Origin of the sequence: Vibrio sp. ED002, assembly GCF_023277445.1 — a bacterium.
GTDB classification, from domain to species: domain Bacteria; phylum Pseudomonadota; class Gammaproteobacteria; order Enterobacterales; family Vibrionaceae; genus Vibrio; species Vibrio jasicida.
This window is the reverse complement of sequence record NZ_CP080238.1, coordinates 1,023,708-1,042,587: the sequence shown is the minus strand read 5'-3', so window position 1 is coordinate 1,042,587 and position 18,880 is coordinate 1,023,708. Positions and strand designations below refer to the sequence as shown.

Sequence of the window (18,880 nt, the reverse complement as noted above, 5' to 3'; positions counted from 1 at the left end):
GAAGAAGCATGAACACGGTAGGAAGAAAAAAAGTCGCGATTATTGGAACGGGTATTTCTGGCCTGACTTGCGGTTACTACTTACACAAAGAACATGACGTGACGTTATTTGAGGCCAACGACTACATTGGTGGACACACCGCCACTGTCGATGTGAACGTTGCTGGCAAAGACTACGCTATTGATACTGGGTTTATCGTTTACAACGACCGTACTTACCCTAATTTCATCCAAATGATGAACGAGATAGGTGTGAAAGGGTTACCAACACAAATGAGTTTCAGCGTACGAAATGACAGCAACGGGTTAGAGTATAACGGCCATACGGTTTCAACGCTGTTTGCGCAAAAGCGTAACTGGGCAAACCCCAAATTTTATCGTTTCATTTTCGAAATTCTTCGCTTCAACAAGCTGGCAAAACGTTTTGCCAATGAGCAATCAACAGATTCACAGACGCTGGGCGAGTTTCTTGACGAGCACAAATTCAGTCCTTTCTTTTCTGACAATTATATATTGCCGATGGGTGCTGCGATTTGGTCGTCGACGTTAGCGGACATGCGTGCGTTTCCACTCATGTTCTTCTTACGTTTCTTCTTAAACCACGGTTTGTTAGATGTGACGAACCGACCGCAATGGTATGTAATAAAAGGGGGTTCGCGCGCTTACATCCCACCACTGACCAAAGGCTTTGCAGATAAAATTCGACTCAATAGCCCGGTTGAGAAAGTCGTTAGAAGTGACAACGGTGTGGGTGTTCATGTACATGGCGAGACGTATTGGTTTGATGACGTTATCTTCGCCTGTCACAGTGATCAAGCGATGAAAATGCTCAATGAAATCTCGCCTCTAGAACAAGATATTTTGGGCAATATGACTTATCAAGCGAATGAAGTGGTTTTACACACGGACACTAGTTTGTTGCCAAAACGCAAAGCGGCGTGGGCGGCATGGAACTATTTGTTGGATGGCAGTGACGGCGAGCAGCAACGTCTACCTTCGCTGACTTATAACATGAACATTCTTCAGCACGTTCAATCAGAGCATACGTTTTGCGTAACGTTGAACAGTAGCAATCAAATCAACCCAAACAAGATTCTACGCTCATTCACTTATCATCACCCTGTGTTTACCACGGAGTCGATAGCAGCGCAGCAGCGCAAAGATGAGATACAAGGAAAGCAAAGCTCTTGGTTCTGTGGCGCTTATTGGTACAACGGATTCCATGAAGATGGTGTACGTAGTGCACTTGACGTAGTGAAAGGCTTGGAAGAAAAGTACCGCGATCAAAATGTGGTTCCTTTTGAAAAAGGCGCGGCATGATATGGGGAGCGAGATGAACAGCAGACTATTTATTGGCAATGTTCGTCATCGCCGATTTACCCCAGTTAAGCATGAACTGAACTACTCTCTGTTCATGCCTGCGATTGATGTCGATGAGCTTGTCGAGTTAGAGAAGAATGTATGGGGCTTTGGTTCACGTTGGTGGCACTGGGCTCGTTTCAAGCGCAGCGATTACATTGGTGAAGGTTGCATTAAATCAGCAGTACAAAACAAAGTTGAAACATTAACCGGTGTTCGTTGTTCGGGGAAAGTTATTGCTGTTTGCCACTTGCGCTATCTCGGTCTTTATTTTAGCCCTGTGAACTTTTACTACGTTTACGATGATAAAGGCGAATGGCAGTACCTTCTCGCAGAAGTGAGCAATACCCCTTGGAATGAATGCCATTATTACGCGGTTGCTGCGGATAAGGATGATGAACACTTTGGTTGGGAACAAGACAAAGCATTTCACGTCTCGCCATTTAACCCTATCGACCAGCGTTACCATTGGAAGATAAAGCCGTTGACCGACAAACTTAATATCCATCTCGAGTGTCACAAAGGCGAAAAACACTTTGACGCGACGATGGCGATGAAAGGGCAACCTTTTTTGAGTAAAAGCTTACTTAAGTGCTTGATCGTTACACCGATTCAAACGGTAAAAGTAATGGTTGGCATTTATTGGCACGCACTAAAACTCTGGATTAAAGGCGCGCCTTTTTACTCACACCCTAAGTATGCTCAACCAGACACAGCTGTACCTGAGCAAGTGAGTGAAGACGAGAAAAATAATAAGCATAAGGAGAACTCTGCATGTTAAACACGACTTCTATGGCGATGCCGCGAGAATTGACGACGACACAAAAAGCGGCTCGTGGGGTTCTTTTTCAGTGTCTACAGAAAATGGAAATCGGCTGCTTAACTGTGATTGAAAGCTTCAAGACAGAAACAACTGAGCGCAGTGAGAGATTTTCTACACCAAATGGTGATTACAAAGGTTCGCTCGTCGTCGCAACGATAGAGGTGAAGCATCCTGGTTTTTACTCCCGCATTTTGCAAGGCGGGAGCATTGCAGCGGGTGAAGCTTACATGGACGGCTGGTGGGATAGCCCAGATTTGACTGCACTGATGAAGCTAATGGCGCTCAACATGCGAGCCCTCGATAGACTTGAAGAGCAAGGCAGTTGGTTGACTAAGATATTGTATAAATTTAGTCACTGGACAAACCGAAACTCTCAAGAGAATTCGCGCAAGAATATACACGCACATTACGATTTGGGTAATAACCTCTATGAAGCGTTTCTTGACACCAACATGCTGTATTCATCAGCACTGTATAACCAAGAGAGCGGCTCATTGGAACAGGCACAAATCAATAAGATGGATCGTTTGTGCCAACAGCTCGAACTCAAACCTAGCGATCATGTTATCGAGATTGGCACAGGGTGGGGCGCTATGGCGATCTACATGGCTGAGCAATACGATTGTAAAGTTACGACGACAACCATCTCTGAAGAGCAACATGCTTACGCTGAGCAGAAAATCAAAGAGCGTGGCTTAACAGACAAAGTAACGCTGCTGAAAGAAGATTATAGAAACTTAACCGGAACGTACGATAAGCTGGTTTCTATTGAAATGATCGAAGCGGTCGGTAAACAGTTCTTGCCGTCGTACATTAAGAAATGTGAATCTTTGCTGAAGTCAGGTGGTTTGATGGCCATTCAAGCGATAACTATTGCTGACCAGCGTTACGATTACTACAGCAACAACGTCGATTTTATTCAAAAGTACATTTTCCCTGGGGGCTTTCTACCTTCGGTAACATCGCTAACACAAGCGACAACCAAGCACAGTGATTTGGTGACTCGAGATTTGTTCGATATCGGTCTAGATTATGCGAAAACGCTTAATGAATGGCATTTCCGATTCAATCAAGCAGAGCATGAAGTCAGAAGCTTTGGCTACGATGACCGATTTGTACGAATGTGGCGCTACTACTTGAGCTACTGTGAAGGGGGCTTTTTAGCTCGAACCATCAGTGCTGTGCATATGACTTTTCAACGTCCGTAACCCTTTATGAGACTGTTTATTGCATCAACATGGTTCCAACTCTGCTGGTTCGCCGCCGTGCTTGGAACCTATCAATGGCAATGGCTGACGTTAGTGCTTACGTTACTAACGTTGGTGTATTGTTGGAGAGTCGAGCCCTTCGCTCTCAAAAGTGTTGCCATAGTCGTGTTCATGGGCTTGGTACTTGACACTCTGAACAAGCAATTGTCTGTGCTCCTATTCCCAACTGTCTGGTTGCCCATGTGGCTTGTCTGTTTATGGGTTTTATTTTCTTGGTATGCCTACCAACTCAAGTCAATTTTGTACCGTTTCCCAAAAAACTACGTATCAGTAGTAGGCGGCATCGGAGGAACAGCGAGCTACTTTGCTGGTTACAAGCTCCAGGCCGTTGAATTTGGATTCAACACAAGCATTACCCTCGCAATTTTGTTTGTCGAATGGTGTTTAGTAATGCTTTTGATACTCAGGGTATACGGAAATGAAAAGCTTGAAGAGAAATTGGAAACAGAACCTGACTAACAGTTGGTTGATGACGGCTTTACTTTTTGTGATGCCTTCACAAGCTCAGACGATTACAGGAACAAGCGCTTTACCGATGTGGCAGCAGTGGCAAACGGTTGGAGAAGCACAACTTACTTGGTTCGTTTTTGATGTTTATAAATCAACCTTGAAAGCGCCAGACGGACAGTACCTCGTCTCTAATGACGTTTCTCCTCACCCATTTGCGCTCGAAATTAATTATCAAAGAGACATTAGCAAGCAGCAACTTCTTGATGTGACGGATGAACAATGGCAAAAGCTTGGTTTCACGCAAGCTTACCGTCAGGCTTGGATCTCTAAATTTGACACCATGTTCCCTAACATCAAAAAAGGCGATGAGCTTACCTACCTCACTGATGGAAAAACAGGGCGACTTATCTATCGACAAGCGGGCAGCAAGCCTTATCAGATAGTTGGTTATGTTAAGGATGAGCGACTCAATGATGCGTTTCTATCCATTTGGTTATCACCAAAAACTGAATTTCCTAAACTTCGTAAACAACTTATTGGGCAGGTAAGGTAGTGAAAGTACTAAAGCGTATTCTAAAAACTTCGATTGTCGCAGCGGTAACACTGCTTGGCGCGTGTTCTGCTGATATCGACAATTACCAACCCGCTACTCCAGCCTTCGATTTGTTCGGCTATTTCGAAGGTGATGTCAAAGCATGGGGAATGGTGCAGGATTACACCGATAAGCAAACGCGTCGCTTCGAGGTTGACATCGTCGGTACAGTGAAAGGCAATGAGCTAACACTGGTGGAAGATTTTGTCTTTGATGATGGCGAGCTTGACCAGCGTATATGGGTTATTACCAGACTCGAAGATGGTACTTATCAAGGGAAAGCGGACGACATTATTGGTGTAGCGACCGGTAAAGAGATGGGTAATGCGCTGCAATGGCAATATGACTTCGAGTTGAAAATGGATGATTCAACTATCACGGTATCGTTCGATGACTGGCTTTACCGCCAAGATGAAATGCACGTGTTTAATCTCACCAAGATTAAGAAGTTCGGGGTCGAGGTAGGGACGATTACTCTTTTCTTCCAGAGGCAATAAAACAGTTAGGAACGCTGCGCTTCGAGATTTGGGATCGCTTCGTTCTGGGAGTCGAGAGTAGGGCGCTATTATTCCAGTAAATGGAAGTTAAGTTTGGGATGTGTTGGCAAAGATGCCTTTTGAATGGATATAATCGAGTCTTATCCCTTATCCCTAAGCGTAGCGTTCTGTAGGGCGAAGCCTGTTACCCCTAAAATAAAGAAAGGGTTGACGCTTTCACGTCAACCCTCACGATTTTTGGAATTCCGAATCTTACAGCTTGTCTGTCAGCTCGATTGCTTGACCGATATAGTTCGCTGGTGTCATCTCTTTCAGGCGTGCTTTCTCGTGCTCAGGAAGCTCAAGACCGTCAATGAAGTTACGCATTGCTTCGCCGTCTACACGTTTACCTCGAGTCAGCTCTTTTAGCTTCTCGTATGGCTTCTCGATGCCGTAACGACGCATTACTGTTTGCACTGGCTCTGCTAGTACTTCCCAGTTCTTGTCGAGTTCAGCAAGAAGCGCTTCACGGTTTACTTCTAGCTTGCTGATGCCTTTTAGCGTTGAAGTGTAAGCGATGATTGCGTAGCCAACACCAACGCCAAGGTTACGTAGAACCGTAGAGTCAGTAAGGTCACGTTGCCAACGAGAGATAGGCAGTTTCTGTGCTAGGTGACCGAACACTGCGTTCGCAAGGCCTAGGTTACCTTCAGAGTTTTCAAAGTCGATTGGGTTAACTTTGTGAGGCATTGTTGAAGAACCGATCTCACCAGCAATGGTTTTTTGCTTGAAGTGGCCTAGTGCAATGTAACCCCAAACGTCACGATCGAAATCAATCAGGATTGTATTGAAACGTGCAACCGCATCGAATAGTTCTGCGATGTAATCGTGAGGCTCGATCTGAGTTGTGTAAGGGTTCCAAGTTACGCCTAGAGATTCAGTGATGAACTCTTCAGAGAACTGGTGCCAATCTAGCTCTGGGTAAGCAGAAAGGTGTGCGTTGTAGTTACCTACTGCACCGTTGATTTTTGCTAGGATCTCAACGTTTTCGATTTGCTTGAATTGACGCTCCATACGGTACGCCACGTTTGCCATTTCTTTACCCATTGTAGATGGAGAAGCTGGCTGGCCGTGTGTACGAGACAGAAGTGGGATGTCGCGGTATTCAACAGCAAGCGCTTTGATTGCGTCGATTAGGTTGCGAATTTCTGGAAGAATCACAGTTTCACGCGCTTCTTTAAGCATTAGAGCGTGTGATGTGTTGTTGATGTCTTCAGAAGTACATGCAAAGTGGAAGAACTCGTTTACTGCGTGCAGTTCAGGAACGTCTGCTACTTTCTCTTTGAGGAAGTACTCAACCGCTTTAACGTCGTGGTTAGTTGTACGCTCGATCTCTTTGATACGGCGTGCATCTTCTTCAGAGAAGTTTGCAGCAAGGTCGTCTAGGAATTGGTTTGCTTCTGTGCTAAACGCTGGCACTTCTGCAATTTCAGCAGTAGCAGCAAGCTTTTGTAGCCAGCGGATTTCAACGATAGTACGGTACTTAAGTAGACCGTACTCACTGAAAATTTCGCGTAACGCAATTGTCTTGCTTCCGTAACGACCGTCTACTGGTGAAACAGCAGTCAATGCTGACAGTTCCATGATGTTCTCCTGAATTGGGTTTCTAAATTTCGTGAGCTTTATACCAATAACTGTGGCAATTGTCACGAATATTGCGCAAACGTTTGCGCGGGATTTGTTTTGGTAGAAAAAAATGAGCTCGCGATAAACGCGAGCTGCTTATTTATTACCTTATTACATACGAGCAAGAAGAATTTGTGCTTGCTCGACCATCTTTTTGCGTCCAAAGATTAAGTGGCGACGTTTACCGCCAACTTGGCGCCAGAGTACTGCACTACGGATACCTGATAACAACAACGCGCGAACTTTGTGTTGGTTAGAGGTTTGTTGCAGCACGGATGGGGTACCGGTAACTTGAATGCGAGGGCCGATAGGGCTAACAACATCCAAGTAAATGCTTGCTAGGTTGCTGATCATTTGATCGTCCAGCAATTCAAAATGTTCCGTTTGACGCTGAGCCATTTGGATACGGTCACCAAGTTGTGACATTGCATCGTTGCGGCCTGTTAGCTTGCGCTCTAATGCCATTAGGCTAATGATGTAGCGAGTAACTTCACTCCCTGACGGGGTGCTATCAATCCCTTTCACTAAGCACTCAAGACCCAGCTTTAAGTCGGATTCACGACCAAAGACACCAATAGTGTTCGCTGGGTTTGTATTGATAATGGCGTTAATTGACGTTTCAAAGGCATCTTGATCACAATGTCCGTCTTTCGCTGCCTGTTGAACCAATGCAACAGCTTGGCAAATGCCTGCGAAAGCGATAGTACGGTCATAAAGTGTATTCGCCACGTAACGACTCCTAAGCTTGAGAATATTTAATGCGTTGCTCGATGATGCCGCCACCTAGGCACACGTCATCTTTGTAGAACACGGCCGATTGACCTGGCGTCACGGCAATTTGTGGTTCGTCAAAGATCACCTTAATGTTCTCATCATCGATAGGGATGATTGTACAAGGAATATCTTCCTGACGGTAACGTGTTTTCACTGTGCACTTCATAACATCGCGAATTGGCTCACGATCTACCCAGTGAAGTTGTGATGCAAGTAGACCTTCTGATTTTAGCATCGGGTGGTCTTTACCTTGTACCGCAATCAAAACATTACGCTTTAGATCTTTCTCGCCAACGAACCATGGGTCTTCGTTACCGCCGCCGCCTTTACGTCCACCGATGTGAAGACCTTTACGCTGACCAAGCGTGTGGTACATCAGGCCTTGGTGTTGACCAATCACTTCGCCTTCTGGTGTTTCAATGTTGCCAGGTTGCGCAGGTAGGTATTTACCGAGGAACTCAGTGAACTTGCGCTCACCGATGAAACAAATACCCGTCGAGTCTTTCTTCTTCGCGGTGATTAGATCTTGCTCTTCCGCAATGCGGCGAACTTCTGGCTTCTCTAGGTCACCAACAGGGAATAGGCTACGTGCAATTTGCTCGTTGCTTAATGTGTACAGGAAGTAGCTTTGATCTTTGTTGCCATCGAGACCACGTAGCATCTGTGGTTTTTCCTGTTCTTCACCAGATAAAGCGTTCTCTGGGAATGAACGACGTACGTAGTGACCCATTGCAATGTAGTCTGCATCAAGCACTTCATCAGCGAACTCTAGGAATGCTTTGAACTTGATTTCTTTGTTACAAAGAATGTCTGGATTTGGTGTACGACCAGCTTTGTATTCTGCAAGGAAGTACTCAAATACGTTATCCCAGTACTCAGCAGCAAAGTTGATGGTGTGTAGGTGAATGCCCAGCTTGTCACATACTGCTTGAGCATCAGCAAGGTCTTCTGCTGCTGTACAATATTCTTCGTTGTCATCTTCTTCCCAGTTCTTCATGAACAGGCCTTCTACTTGGTAGCCTTGTTGCTTTAGAAGATACGCAGAAACAGATGAATCAACGCCGCCGGACATACCGACGATGACTTTCTTTTGGCTGTTATCAGACATTACTAAACACCACTTAAATAAACGGGACGCAGATTCTAACAGAATCCACAGACCGGTGACAGATCCGAGATCGAAATCACACTTCGATTTTGGCTTAAATTTATCCAAATACGAACGTGAGCGTTAAATTCGATAAGTATAGAAGGGTTATATATGGCATAGTTGGCAAAAATCCAAGAGGAAAAATCAAATGACTGAAGAAAACCAATTTATGCAAGAAGCTGAGTTGATTGAAATTGTAGAGAATCAACTTGAAGATGGTAACCCTATTAAAGTCAAAGAGACGTTAATGCGTTTGATGATGACTGGCACACCACGTGAAGATGCGGTTGCGATGATGGCGTGTGCTATGTCTATCGAGATTTTCGATGTGATGAAAAATGAAGGTGAATTCAATCTAAAGCGCTATACCGAACACCTCGAACAGCTGCCTGATTTGGGTTTCATGGAAGGCGAATAGAGCATTAGAAAATAAAAAGCAGGGTGCAAACGTTTGCTATAATCGCTTTTATTGCTGCTTTATTGTCAGCGGTATAGAATCCGTTCTCCTTTTCATCCCTTACTCAGACTAACAATATGAAATTTCCTGGACAACGCAAATCGAAGCACTATTTTCCTGTTCATGCTCGTGACCCATTGGTGAGCCAAGCACAAGAAAGCAAAAAGATGACGCGCACTCACATCATTGGTATTGATCAGACTCTGGTTGATATTGAGGCGAAAGTTACAACGGATGTGATTGAAAAGTACGGTTTGAGTAAAGGACACTCGTTGGTAATTGATGACGCAACAGCAGAAGCGCTTTATCAACAATTAAAAGAAGAATGCCTAATTACCAATGAGTATGCAGGTGGCACGATTGGTAATACGCTACACAATTATTCTGTGTTGGCAGATGACCGCTCAACGCTTCTGGGTGTAATGAGCCAAGATATCAAAATCGGCAGCTACGGTTACCGTTACTTATGTAACACATCAAGCCGCATGGATCTGAACTACCTACAAGGTGTTGAGGGTGCAATTGGTCGTTGTTTTGCTCTTATTACTGAAGACGGTGAACGTACTTTCGCTATCAGCGAAGGTCAAATGAACCAACTTCACCCAGACAATATCCCTGAAAAGATTTTCAAGAGTGCGTCGGCTTTAGTACTGACTGCATACCTTGTTCGTTGTAAAGAAGGCGACCCAATGCCGGAAGCAACGATGCGTGCGATTGAATACGCGAAGAAACACGATGTACCTGTTGTATTAACGCTAGGTACCAAATTCGTTATTCAAGATGACCCTACATTCTGGCAAGAGTTTATTCGCGATAACGTTTCTGTTGTTGCAATGAATGAAGATGAAGCGGAAGCATTAACGGGCGAATCTGATCCTCTAGCAGCATCGGATAAAACGTTAGATTGGGCTGATCTAGTGCTTTGTACTTCTGGCCCTGTTGGCCTATTTATGGCTGGTTACACTGAAGATAGCGCGAAACGTGAAACTTCTTTGCCATTACTTCCTGGTTCTATTGCTGAATTTAACCGTTTCGAATTTAGTCGCCCAGCGAAGAAAGATACGTGCGAGAATGCAATTAAAGTATATTCACATATCTCTCCATACATGGGTGGCCCAGAAAAAATTAAGAACACCAATGGCGCAGGTGATGCAGCATTGTCTGCAGTTCTTCACGATATGGCGGCAAATAAATACCACAAAGAAAATGTGCCTAACTCAAGCAAGCACAGCAATGAGTATTTAACTTACTCTTCATTCTCTCAAGTTTGTAAATACGCAAACCGTGCAAGTTATGAAGTGTTAGTTCAACACTCTCCACGTCTTTCTCGCGGCCTGCCGGAGCGTGAAGATAGTTTGGAAGAAGCATACTGGGAACGTTAATTAATCACGTTGAATTAGGTAATTCCTAGCATACGAAAAATGGCGCATTCCAAATGCGCCATTTTTGTATCTATTTACAGATAAATAAAAAGGTTCCCATTTGGGAACCTTTTTTAATTTCATAAATCTTTTATTAGATTAGGAAATCGTCTAGAGATTTACCTGCATCAAGTTGCTCTTGGATTGATGAAGGTGTACGACCTTGACCCGTCCAAGTTTTTTCTTCGCCGTTAGTGTCAGTGTACTTGTACTTAGCTGGACGAGGAGCGCGTTTAGCTTTCGCTTTAGTCTTCGTTTCGCCAGATAGTGCACTGATTAGTGCTTCAACGTCGATACCGTCTTGAGCGATTTGCTCAGCGATAGCTGCAAGTTTTGCTTCTTGCTCAGCAAGTGCTGCGCGGTCAGCTTCTTCAGCTTCTTTACGCTCTTCAACAACGATAGTTAATTTATCTAGAGCTTCTTCCAATTGTTCTAGAGTCAGCTCACGAGAGAATGCACGAAGGCTACGGATATTTAGAAGTGTTTTAGTCAGCTCTGACATAACGATTCCTATTAATAGGTTAAAAGGTTCAACACTAGTTATCGATACGATTAATTAAATGCTAAACGAGAAATAAAACATAGAGTCCTTATATTTAACTTTATCTTTCTCATATGTGCAAATGCTAATTCATGATTTAGATTAAATTTCTTGGGTTTTTTCGTAATAAAGCAATATTAATTTACAGATATGAATTCTTAATTGAGTTTAACCTCAGTTTTTTCATTATAGATACTGCGTTTTTCTCGATTAGTGGTTTCTTTATTTATATGTTGAATTCTATTTCTCTCAATCTGACAGAAAAGTAGGAAAAGAGGGAAAACCGAATGTCATATTTCTTTCATTTATTGTTAGAACACAAAACATGAAGAATTGATGGTAGTAATAAAGTTTCATAAAAGACAGCATTGTCGTGATTGCAGTTGCTCAATCTATAGGTGGCTCACATTCTATTTATAAATCAAAATTGCGATTATTTATTCATTTAATTTAGTTTGATGTGTTGCATTGGAGGTCTTCATGAGTACAATGGCTGTCACCTGATGCAATATTGCAGATAATTTGTTGTTAATTTGTACAATTAATGGTTAATTATTTGTTGTTGCCGTAGAGGTGCAGTCTCGAAGAGTAGCTATTATTGGGGTGATGCCAATGAATAATAGTGGAAGGCGAAGATTGCCGAAGTAAGTGGCCTATCAAAACCACTTGCTGGGGTTGTCTCTGAAAGGAACAACACTGCCATAGTATATTTACATTAAACTATGGAGCGCTACTGTAGGGTTGGGTGGAGTGTTCGCTTCCCTGTCGCTAAGTTCAACATGAGCACGTACCGTATGCTACGTGACTTGTCTGCAGTAGATCTCTAGCCAAACTTTGGTTTTTGAAGATCATGAATTTAATAGATTTTGCACATTCTCCTGTTTCGTTACTACCGCCGATTGTCGCTTTGACACTGGCGATTTTAACTCGACGCGTATTAGTTTCTCTTGGTGTAGGTATCGTACTTGGTGCGATTCTGCTTAATGATTGGTCTATCGGTAACACGATAGGTTATGTGAGTTCTCAAGTTTCTTCTGTCTTTATTGAAGACGGCGGTCTTAACACTTGGAACATGAGTATTGTCGGTTTCCTAATTCTTTTAGGTATGACAACGGCGCTATTGACGCTATCTGGTGGTACTCGCGCTTTCGCTGAATGGGCGCAAACACGAGTTAAAAGTAAACGTGGCTCTAAACTTCTTGCTGCCTTCCTAGGCGTGTTCATTTTTGTCGACGATTACTTTAACAGTCTTGCTGTTGGTGCGATTTCTCGTCCAGTAACAGACCGTTTCTATGTGTCTCGCGCTAAACTGGCGTACATTCTAGACTCCACCGCAGCTCCTATGTGTGTGATTATGCCTGCTTCAAGCTGGGGTGCTTACATCATTACGATCATCGGCGGTATCTTGGTGTCACACGGAATCACTGAATACTCAGCACTCGGTGCGTATGTTCGTCTTATTCCAATGAACTTCTATGCTGTATTTGCTCTACTTATGGTATTTGCAGTAGCGTGGTTCGGTCTTGATATCGGTAAAATGCGTGAGCACGAAATTGCAGCCTCTCAGGGCCGTGGTTTTGAAAAAGACAAAGAAAACGACACGCAAGAAGCACATGAACTAAACGAAGAGCTAGATATTCGTGAAAGCGAGAAGGGTAAAGTTTCTGACCTAGTTCTCCCTATCGTTACGCTTATCATTGCTACGATCGCTTCTATGCTTTACACCGGTGGGCAGGCCCTAGCCGCTGACGGTAAAGAGTTTGCGCTCCTTGGTGCGTTCGAGAACACTGATGTAGGTACTTCTTTAGTTTACGGTAGCTTGCTGGGCCTTGCGGTTGCACTATTTACTGTACTTAAGCAAGGCATCCCAATGGCGGAAATTGGCCGCACACTTTGGATTGGTGCGAAGTCAATGTTTGGTGCGATCCTTATCCTTGTGTTTGCTTGGACTATCGGCTCTGTTATCGGTGACATGAAGACAGGTTCTTACCTATCGACTATGGCTCAGGGCAATATTAATCCGCATTGGCTACCAGTCATCCTATTCTTGCTATCTGGCCTAATGGCGTTTTCGACAGGTACGTCGTGGGGCACGTTTGGTATCATGCTCCCTATCGCGGGCGACATGGCAGGTGCAACAGACGTAGCGCTTATGCTGCCAATGTTGAGTGCAGTACTGGCAGGTGCGGTATTCGGTGACCACTGTTCACCAATCTCTGATACGACCATTCTGTCGTCGACAGGTGCCCGTTGTAATCACATTGATCACGTATCGACTCAGTTGCCTTATGCATTATCAGTCGCGCTTGTTTCATGCGTGGGCTTTATCGCTCTTGGTATGACTGCGTCTATCGTATTCTCTTTCATTGCTGCGTCGATTACTTTTGTTATCGTTTGCGCAATTTTGTCATGGCTTTCTAAGTCAAAAATGGCATCATGTCAGAACGCTTAATTGCTTGATAATTAAAATAAAATAAAAGGGGGCTTCGGCCTCCTTTTTTATTTGTATTATACAATTCGATTTTTTTTAAAATTAAGGGTTGAAAAAAAGAATCAGCTTGGTTAGTGTGGTTACTAACAAAGCAACTAAGACGAGCCTTGAAATAAGTATGCGCAATTTTGTAATGAACATTCATCACCATCATCACCCAATTTAGTCTTTCGGGAGATGCGCGCATACCCGGGAGACAGGATACTCCCGGAGGTGAAAATCAAAGTGTAAACAGATTTCAAACCCTCGGGAGACCAAAATCTCTCGAGGGTTTTTTAGTTTTACTGGTTTATAAAATATTTAGATTATCGAATCTGGCACAGGGATAAAGCAATGCAAACACAACGCTTAAGAATCGCAATTCAGAAAAAAGGCCGCCTAAGTAAAGAGAGCCAAGCTCTATTGAAAAAGTGTGGTGTGAAATTCAATGTAATGGGTGAGCGTCTGGTCGTTCATTCTGAAAATATGCCCATTGATTTGTTATTAGTTCGCGATGATGACATCCCAGGTTTAATTATGGATGGTGTTGTTGACCTAGGTTTTATTGGTGAGAATGAATTAGAAGAAGTTCGTTTAGACCGTAAAGCTTTGGGCGAACCTTACGATTTTGTTCAGCTTCGTCGTCTTGATTTTGGCGGCTGCCGTTTGTCTATCGCAATCGACAAAGACGAAGAATATAACGGTCCTCAAGATCTAGCAGGCAAACGCATCGCAACCACGTACCCGCAACTGCTAAAAGCTTACATGGATGAAGCGGGTGTACCGTTCTCAACTTGTATGCTGACTGGCTCTGTAGAAGTTGCGCCTCGAGCTGGTCTAGCAGATGCTATCGCTGACTTGGTTTCTACTGGCGCTACGCTAGAAGCCAATGGTCTAAAAGAAGCCGAAGTTATCTTTAAGTCGAAGGCAACGTTAATTCAACGCAAAGGTGAGTTTGACGCCGATAAAGTTGCGCTTATCGATAAGCTATTGACTCGTATGCAAGGCGTGCAGCAAGCAAAAGAATCAAAATACATCATGCTACATGCGCCTGCTGAGAAGCTTGAGCAAATTAAGTCTCTATTACCGGGTGCAGAAGACCCAACGGTATTGCCTCTATCTGCTGACAAGCAAAAAGTTGCGGTTCATTTGGTAAGTACTGAAAACCTGTTCTGGGAAACCATGGAACAGCTAAAGGAACTGGGTGCGAGCTCAATTCTGGTACTACCAATTGAAAAAATGATGGAGTAATCGCAATGAGAACAGTTGTATGGCAATCGCTGAGTGAAACTCAACAAGACTCGATTCTAGAACGTCCGGCAATCGCAGAAGGCGCAAACATCACTGCTGCGGTTTCTGAAGTAATCGCAAAAGTTCGTAAAGAGGGTGATGCTGCATTATTGGAGCTGACTGAGAAGTTTGACCGTGTGAAGCCGGAATCCATTCGTGTATCAGCTCAAGAAATCGATGAGGCGTCTGCTCGCCTTTCTGAAAAGATGAAAGGCGCGCTTGAGCAAGCTTATGCAAACATCTCGAAGTTTCATAAAGCACAAAAGCCACAACCAATTAAAGTAGAAACTCAGCCGGGTGTCCTTTGTGAGCAGGTAACGCGCCCAATTCAAAAAGTGGGTTTGTACATTCCTGGCGGTAGTGCGCCATTGCCTTCGACTGTTCTAATGCTCGGTGTTCCTGCAAAAATTGCAGGTTGTCGTAAAGTGGTGCTTTGCTCTCCACCGCCAATCGCTGACGAGATTCTGTACGTAGCTAAACTGTGCGGCATTGATGAAGTGTACAACGTTGGTGGTGGCCAAGCCGTCGCTGCAATGGCTTATGGCACAGAGACTGTATCTAAAGTTGATAAGATCTTTGGTCCAGGTAACGCTTATGTGACGGAAGCAAAACGTCAGGTTAGCAATGATTTCCGCGGTGCTGCGATTGATATGCCTGCTGGCCCATCTGAAGTGCTTGTGATTGCCGATGAAACCGCAGATGCAGACTTTATCGCTGCGGATCTTTTGAGCCAAGCAGAGCACGGTCCTGACTCTCAAGTGGTACTTGTTACGCCTTCTCCTGTTATTGCGGATCAAGTGACGGATGCGGTTCAACGTCAGCTTAAGGAGCTATCTCGTGCGGAGATCGCCGAGCAAGCATTGGCGTCAAGCTTGATTATTATTGCTGAGTCTCTCACTCAATCTATTTCGATTTCAAATTACTACGGTCCTGAGCACTTAATTGTTCAGACTAAGAACCCTCGTGAGCTTCTACCTCTATTAGATAACGCAGGTTCTATCTTCCTAGGTGATTGGTCGCCTGAATCAGCAGGTGATTACGCATCGGGCACGAACCACGTTCTTCCTACTTACGGTTACACACGCACGTATTCAAGCTTAGGTTTGGCTGATTTCTCCAAGCGCATGACGGTTCAAGAACTGTCTGCTGATGGTCTAAAGAACCTTGCGCCAACAGTGGTAACGATGGCGGAAGCAGAAGGTCTGGATGCGCACAAACGTGCAGTAACAATCCGTACTGAGAAACTAACCCGCACAGAAAAACTGGCAGCTAAGTAAGAGGATATTGAGATGGAAAAGCTAGCGCGCAAACAAGTCCAACAACTTACCCCTTATATGTCGGCTCGTCGAATTGGTGGTACAGGTGACGTATGGCTGAACGCCAACGAATCGCCATTTAACAATGAATACAAAACAGACTTCGCTCGCCTTAATCGTTACAGCGAATGTCAGCCTAAAGAACTGATTTCTGCTTACGCAGCCTATGCGGGTGTAAAACCAGAACAAACGCTGACTTCTCGTGGTGCAGATGAAGGTATTGAATTACTGATTCGTGCATTCTGTGAGCCGGGTGAAGATGCGATTTTATACTGTCCACCGACTTACGGTATGTACGCTATCAGCGCAGAAACCATTGGTGTCGAGCGTAAAACCGTGCCGCTAACGTCAGATTGGCAACTAGACCTTGCAGGCATCGAAGCCAATCTGGATAACGTCAAATTGGTTTTCGTATGTTCACCAAACAACCCAACAGGTAACTTGGTCAAGCGTGAAGACATCGTCTCTCTACTAGAAATGACAAAAGACCGTGCAATCGTGGTGATGGACGAAGCGTACATTGATTTTTGCCCTGAAGCTTCAACGGTAGACTTACTGGCGCAATACCCGAACCTTGCGATTTTGCGTACTCTGTCGAAAGCTTTCGCGCTTGCTGGTCTGCGTTGTGGATTTACGCTTGCGAACGAAGAGCTGATTAATGTACTTCTTAAAGTTATCGCACCGTATCCAGTACCAGTACCAGTGGCAGAAATTGCGACTCAGGCGCTTTCGGAAGCTGGTTTAGCGCGAGCGAAGTTCCAAGTGCTCGATTTGAACGCGAACCGTGCTTACTTGCAAGTTGGCCTTTCAATGATTCCGGGTTTGGAAGTTTTTGAAGGATGGGGTAACTACCTATTGGTGAAATTCCCAGATGGCGATGATGTTTTCAAAGCAGCTTGGGATACGGGGATTATCCTGCGTAACTCGCCAATCGAAGACTGTGTGCGTATCAGCGTGGGTAACCGCGACGAGTGCGAAAAAACGCTTGGATTTATTAGAAACTACTACGCATAAGTAGAGATAAAGTTAATCGCTCTCGCTCAATAGCGGGAGCGCCAAAAGAATAGCAATAAGGAAGTTCTCGAGTGAGCAAACAACAAAAAATCCTTTTTATTGATCGTGATGGCACCTTAATTGTTGAGCCGCCGATTGATTTTCAAGTAGACCGTTTAGACAAACTAAAGCTAGAGCCATTTGTTATCCCAAGCCTGTTGTCGTTGCAGGACGCTGGATACCGTCTAGTGATGGTAACGAACCAAGATGGTTTAGGTACTGACAGCTACCCACAAGAAGATTTTGATGCTCCACACAATATGATGATGGAGATTTTTGAATCTCAGGGTGTGAAGTTTGATGACGTGCTGATTTGTCCTCACTTCGATGAAGATAACTGCTCTTGCCGTAAGCCTAAATTAGGCTTGGTAAAAGATTACCTTCAAGGTGGCAAAGTTGATTTCCAAAACTCCGTTGTGATTGGCGATCGTCAAACCGATCTTCAACTTGCAGAAAACATGGCAATTCGTGGCATTCAATACAACCCAGAAACCATGGGTTGGAAACAGATCCTCAAAGATCTCACAGTGAAGGCTCGCGTTGCTGAAGTGGTTCGCACCACAAAAGAAACAGACATCAAAGTATTCGTTAATCTTGATGAGCAAGGCGGTAACGATATTTCTACAGGTCTTGGCTTCTTTGACCACATGCTGGATCAAATCGCGACGCACGGTGGATTCCAAATGGTGTGCAAAGTGGAAGGTGACCTGCACATTGATGATCACCACACAGTAGAAGATACCGCTCTTGCGTTGGGTCAAGCGTTGAAAGAAGCACTGGGTGACAAACGTGGTATTGGTCGCTTTGGCTTTAGCCTTCCAATGGATGAGTGTTTAGCACAATGTGCACTAGACCTATCTGGTCGTCCTTACCTCAAGTTCGACGCGCAGTTTAGCCGTGAGCAAGTAGGTGATCTTTCAACAGAGATGGTGGTTCACTTCTTCCGCTCTCTGACTGACACATTAGCGTGTACGCTGCACCTGTCTTCTGCGGGCAACAATGATCACCACATCATTGAAAGCTTGTTTAAAGCGTTTGGTCGTACTTTGCGCCAAGCAATCAAAGTAGAAGGCACTGAGCTACCAAGTAGTAAAGGCGTGCTTTAAGGCTAACCTTAGCAAGGAGAAAAACAGTGACAGAACAGAAAGTTGTCATTATCGATACTGGCTGTGCCAACGTCTCTTCGGTGAAGTTTGCTATTGAACGCCTAGGCTATGACGTAACAATTTCAAAAGATCCGCAAGTTGTATTGTCGGCAGATAAGCTATTCCTACCGGGCGTGGGAACCGCTAGCGAAGCGATGAAAAACCTAGAAGAGCGCGATCTGATCAGCTTGGTAAAACAGGTAGAAAAGCCGCTGTTAGGTATCTGTTTAGGCATGCAACTGTTGGGCAAAGTGTCTCAAGAGAAAGGGCAGAAAGCCGATGAGTTGGTTGAGTGTCTTGGACTTTGTGATGGCGAAGTGAAGCTACTACAAACTGGCGATTTGCCACTGCCGCATATGGGTTGGAATACAGTGTCTGCAAAAGCAGGTAATCCACTTTTCAAAGGTATTGAAGAAGGAGAGTATTTCTACTTCGTGCACAGCTTTGCAATGCCTGTTGGAGATTACACGATTGCTCAATGTGAATACGGTAACCCGTTCACAGCAGCAGTACAAAGCGGTAACTACTACGGCGTACAATTCCACCCTGAGCGTTCTTCAAAAGCGGGCGCGAAGCTTATTCAAAACTTCTTAGAATTATAAAAGGGATT

The 18,880-nt window shown here is 44.4% G+C and carries 18 protein-coding genes, 1 riboswitch and 1 other annotated feature; of the genes, 14 read left to right on the top strand and 4 right to left on the bottom strand.

The window, feature by feature from the left end; translation table 11 throughout:
• The first annotated feature begins 8 nt into the window (after positions 1–8).
• The 6 genes from ITG12_RS04890 to ITG12_RS04865 are packed head-to-tail and all read left to right on the top strand — an operon-like array spanning position 9 to position 4,988.
• Entirely contained in the window at positions 9–1,319 is a 1,311-nt protein-coding gene (locus ITG12_RS04890) for an NAD(P)/FAD-dependent oxidoreductase (RefSeq protein ID WP_248873772.1), read from the top strand.
• Between the two features lies 1 nt (position 1,320).
• Positions 1,321–2,139: a DUF1365 family protein gene (locus tag ITG12_RS04885; protein ID WP_038867076.1), complete on the top strand. Its 819-nt coding sequence runs from the start codon at positions 1,321–1,323 to the stop codon at positions 2,137–2,139.
• A complete protein-coding gene (locus tag ITG12_RS04880; protein ID WP_248873770.1) occupies positions 2,133–3,389 on the top strand; it encodes a cyclopropane-fatty-acyl-phospholipid synthase family protein in 1,257 nt (418 codons plus the stop codon). Before ITG12_RS04885 ends, ITG12_RS04880 begins: the two co-directional genes overlap by 7 nt.
• Positions 3,390–3,395: 6 nt before the next feature.
• On the top strand, positions 3,396–3,908 hold the full coding sequence (locus tag ITG12_RS04875) for a DUF2878 domain-containing protein (RefSeq protein ID WP_045403484.1): 513 nt from the start codon (positions 3,396–3,398) through the stop codon (positions 3,906–3,908).
• Entirely contained in the window at positions 3,868–4,452 is a 585-nt protein-coding gene (locus ITG12_RS04870) for a chalcone isomerase family protein (RefSeq protein WP_248873768.1), read from the top strand. The genes ITG12_RS04875 and ITG12_RS04870 overlap by 41 nt, the downstream gene beginning before the upstream one ends.
• 17 nt (positions 4,453–4,469) lie before the next feature.
• A complete protein-coding gene (locus tag ITG12_RS04865; protein ID WP_038867167.1) occupies positions 4,470–4,988 on the top strand; it encodes a DUF3833 domain-containing protein in 519 nt (172 codons plus the stop codon).
• Between the two features lie 252 nt (positions 4,989–5,240).
• On the opposite strand, the gene purB is transcribed toward ITG12_RS04865, so the two are convergent.
• The 3 genes from purB to mnmA all read right to left on the bottom strand — a co-directional run bounded on the left by purB (position 5,241) and on the right by mnmA (position 8,535).
• Positions 5,241–6,611 carry an adenylosuccinate lyase gene (gene purB / locus ITG12_RS04860; protein WP_038867096.1) on the bottom strand — a complete coding sequence of 457 codons (1,371 nt, stop codon included), beginning with the start codon at positions 6,609–6,611 and terminating at the stop codon, positions 5,241–5,243.
• Between the two features lie 153 nt (positions 6,612–6,764).
• The gene (gene hflD, locus ITG12_RS04855; RefSeq protein WP_038867098.1) at positions 6,765–7,382 is read right to left on the bottom strand and encodes a high frequency lysogenization protein HflD; all 618 of its coding nucleotides are present in this window, start codon (positions 7,380–7,382) and stop codon (positions 6,765–6,767) included.
• A gap of 10 nt (positions 7,383–7,392) precedes the next feature.
• Complete coding sequence (gene mnmA, locus ITG12_RS04850; protein WP_038867100.1) at positions 7,393–8,535, bottom strand: tRNA 2-thiouridine(34) synthase MnmA; 1,143 nt, start codon at positions 8,533–8,535, stop codon at positions 7,393–7,395.
• 190 nt (positions 8,536–8,725) lie between these two features.
• Here mnmA and ITG12_RS04845 point away from each other — a divergent pair, with 190 nt between their 5' ends.
• Positions 8,726–8,995, top strand: coding sequence for a hypothetical protein (locus ITG12_RS04845; RefSeq protein WP_038867102.1), 270 nt, complete (start codon positions 8,726–8,728; stop codon positions 8,993–8,995).
• Positions 8,996–9,111: 116 nt separating this feature from the next.
• Positions 9,112–10,416: an inosine/guanosine kinase gene (locus ITG12_RS04840; protein WP_038881454.1), complete on the top strand. Its 1,305-nt coding sequence runs from the start codon at positions 9,112–9,114 to the stop codon at positions 10,414–10,416.
• A 133-nt stretch (positions 10,417–10,549) separates the two neighbouring features.
• On the opposite strand, the gene ITG12_RS04835 is transcribed toward ITG12_RS04840, so the two are convergent.
• Positions 10,550–10,957 (bottom strand): H-NS family nucleoid-associated regulatory protein, encoded by a 408-nt coding sequence (locus tag ITG12_RS04835; protein ID WP_038867108.1) that lies wholly within the window; start codon positions 10,955–10,957, stop codon positions 10,550–10,552.
• A gap of 599 nt (positions 10,958–11,556) precedes the next feature.
• Positions 11,557–11,737: riboswitch (Lysine riboswitch) on the top strand.
• A gap of 109 nt (positions 11,738–11,846) precedes the next feature.
• On the opposite strand from ITG12_RS04835, the gene tet(35) reads away from it, so the two are divergent.
• The 6 genes from tet(35) to hisH all read left to right on the top strand — a co-directional run bounded on the left by tet(35) (position 11,847) and on the right by hisH (position 18,872).
• Positions 11,847–13,448, top strand: a complete 1,602-nt coding sequence (tet(35), locus tag ITG12_RS04830) for a tetracycline efflux Na+/H+ antiporter family transporter Tet(35) (RefSeq protein ID WP_038881452.1) — start codon at positions 11,847–11,849, stop codon at positions 13,446–13,448.
• 180 nt (positions 13,449–13,628) lie between these two features.
• Positions 13,629–13,767, top strand: a sequence feature (His leader region).
• 53 nt (positions 13,768–13,820) lie between these two features.
• Positions 13,821–14,717: an ATP phosphoribosyltransferase gene (hisG, locus tag ITG12_RS04825; RefSeq protein ID WP_038867112.1), complete on the top strand. Its 897-nt coding sequence runs from the start codon at positions 13,821–13,823 to the stop codon at positions 14,715–14,717.
• A 5-nt stretch (positions 14,718–14,722) separates the two neighbouring features.
• Positions 14,723–16,033: a histidinol dehydrogenase gene (gene hisD / locus ITG12_RS04820; RefSeq protein WP_038881450.1), complete on the top strand. Its 1,311-nt coding sequence runs from the start codon at positions 14,723–14,725 to the stop codon at positions 16,031–16,033.
• A gap of 12 nt (positions 16,034–16,045) precedes the next feature.
• A complete protein-coding gene (hisC, locus tag ITG12_RS04815) occupies positions 16,046–17,086 on the top strand; it encodes a histidinol-phosphate transaminase (RefSeq protein WP_038881448.1) in 1,041 nt (346 codons plus the stop codon).
• A gap of 71 nt (positions 17,087–17,157) precedes the next feature.
• Positions 17,158–18,231, top strand: a complete 1,074-nt coding sequence (hisB, locus tag ITG12_RS04810) for a bifunctional histidinol-phosphatase/imidazoleglycerol-phosphate dehydratase HisB (RefSeq protein WP_038881446.1) — start codon at positions 17,158–17,160, stop codon at positions 18,229–18,231.
• A 26-nt stretch (positions 18,232–18,257) separates the two neighbouring features.
• The gene (gene hisH / locus ITG12_RS04805) at positions 18,258–18,872 is read left to right on the top strand and encodes an imidazole glycerol phosphate synthase subunit HisH (RefSeq protein ID WP_038867122.1); all 615 of its coding nucleotides are present in this window, start codon (positions 18,258–18,260) and stop codon (positions 18,870–18,872) included.
• The last annotated feature ends 8 nt before the right edge of the window (positions 18,873–18,880 follow it).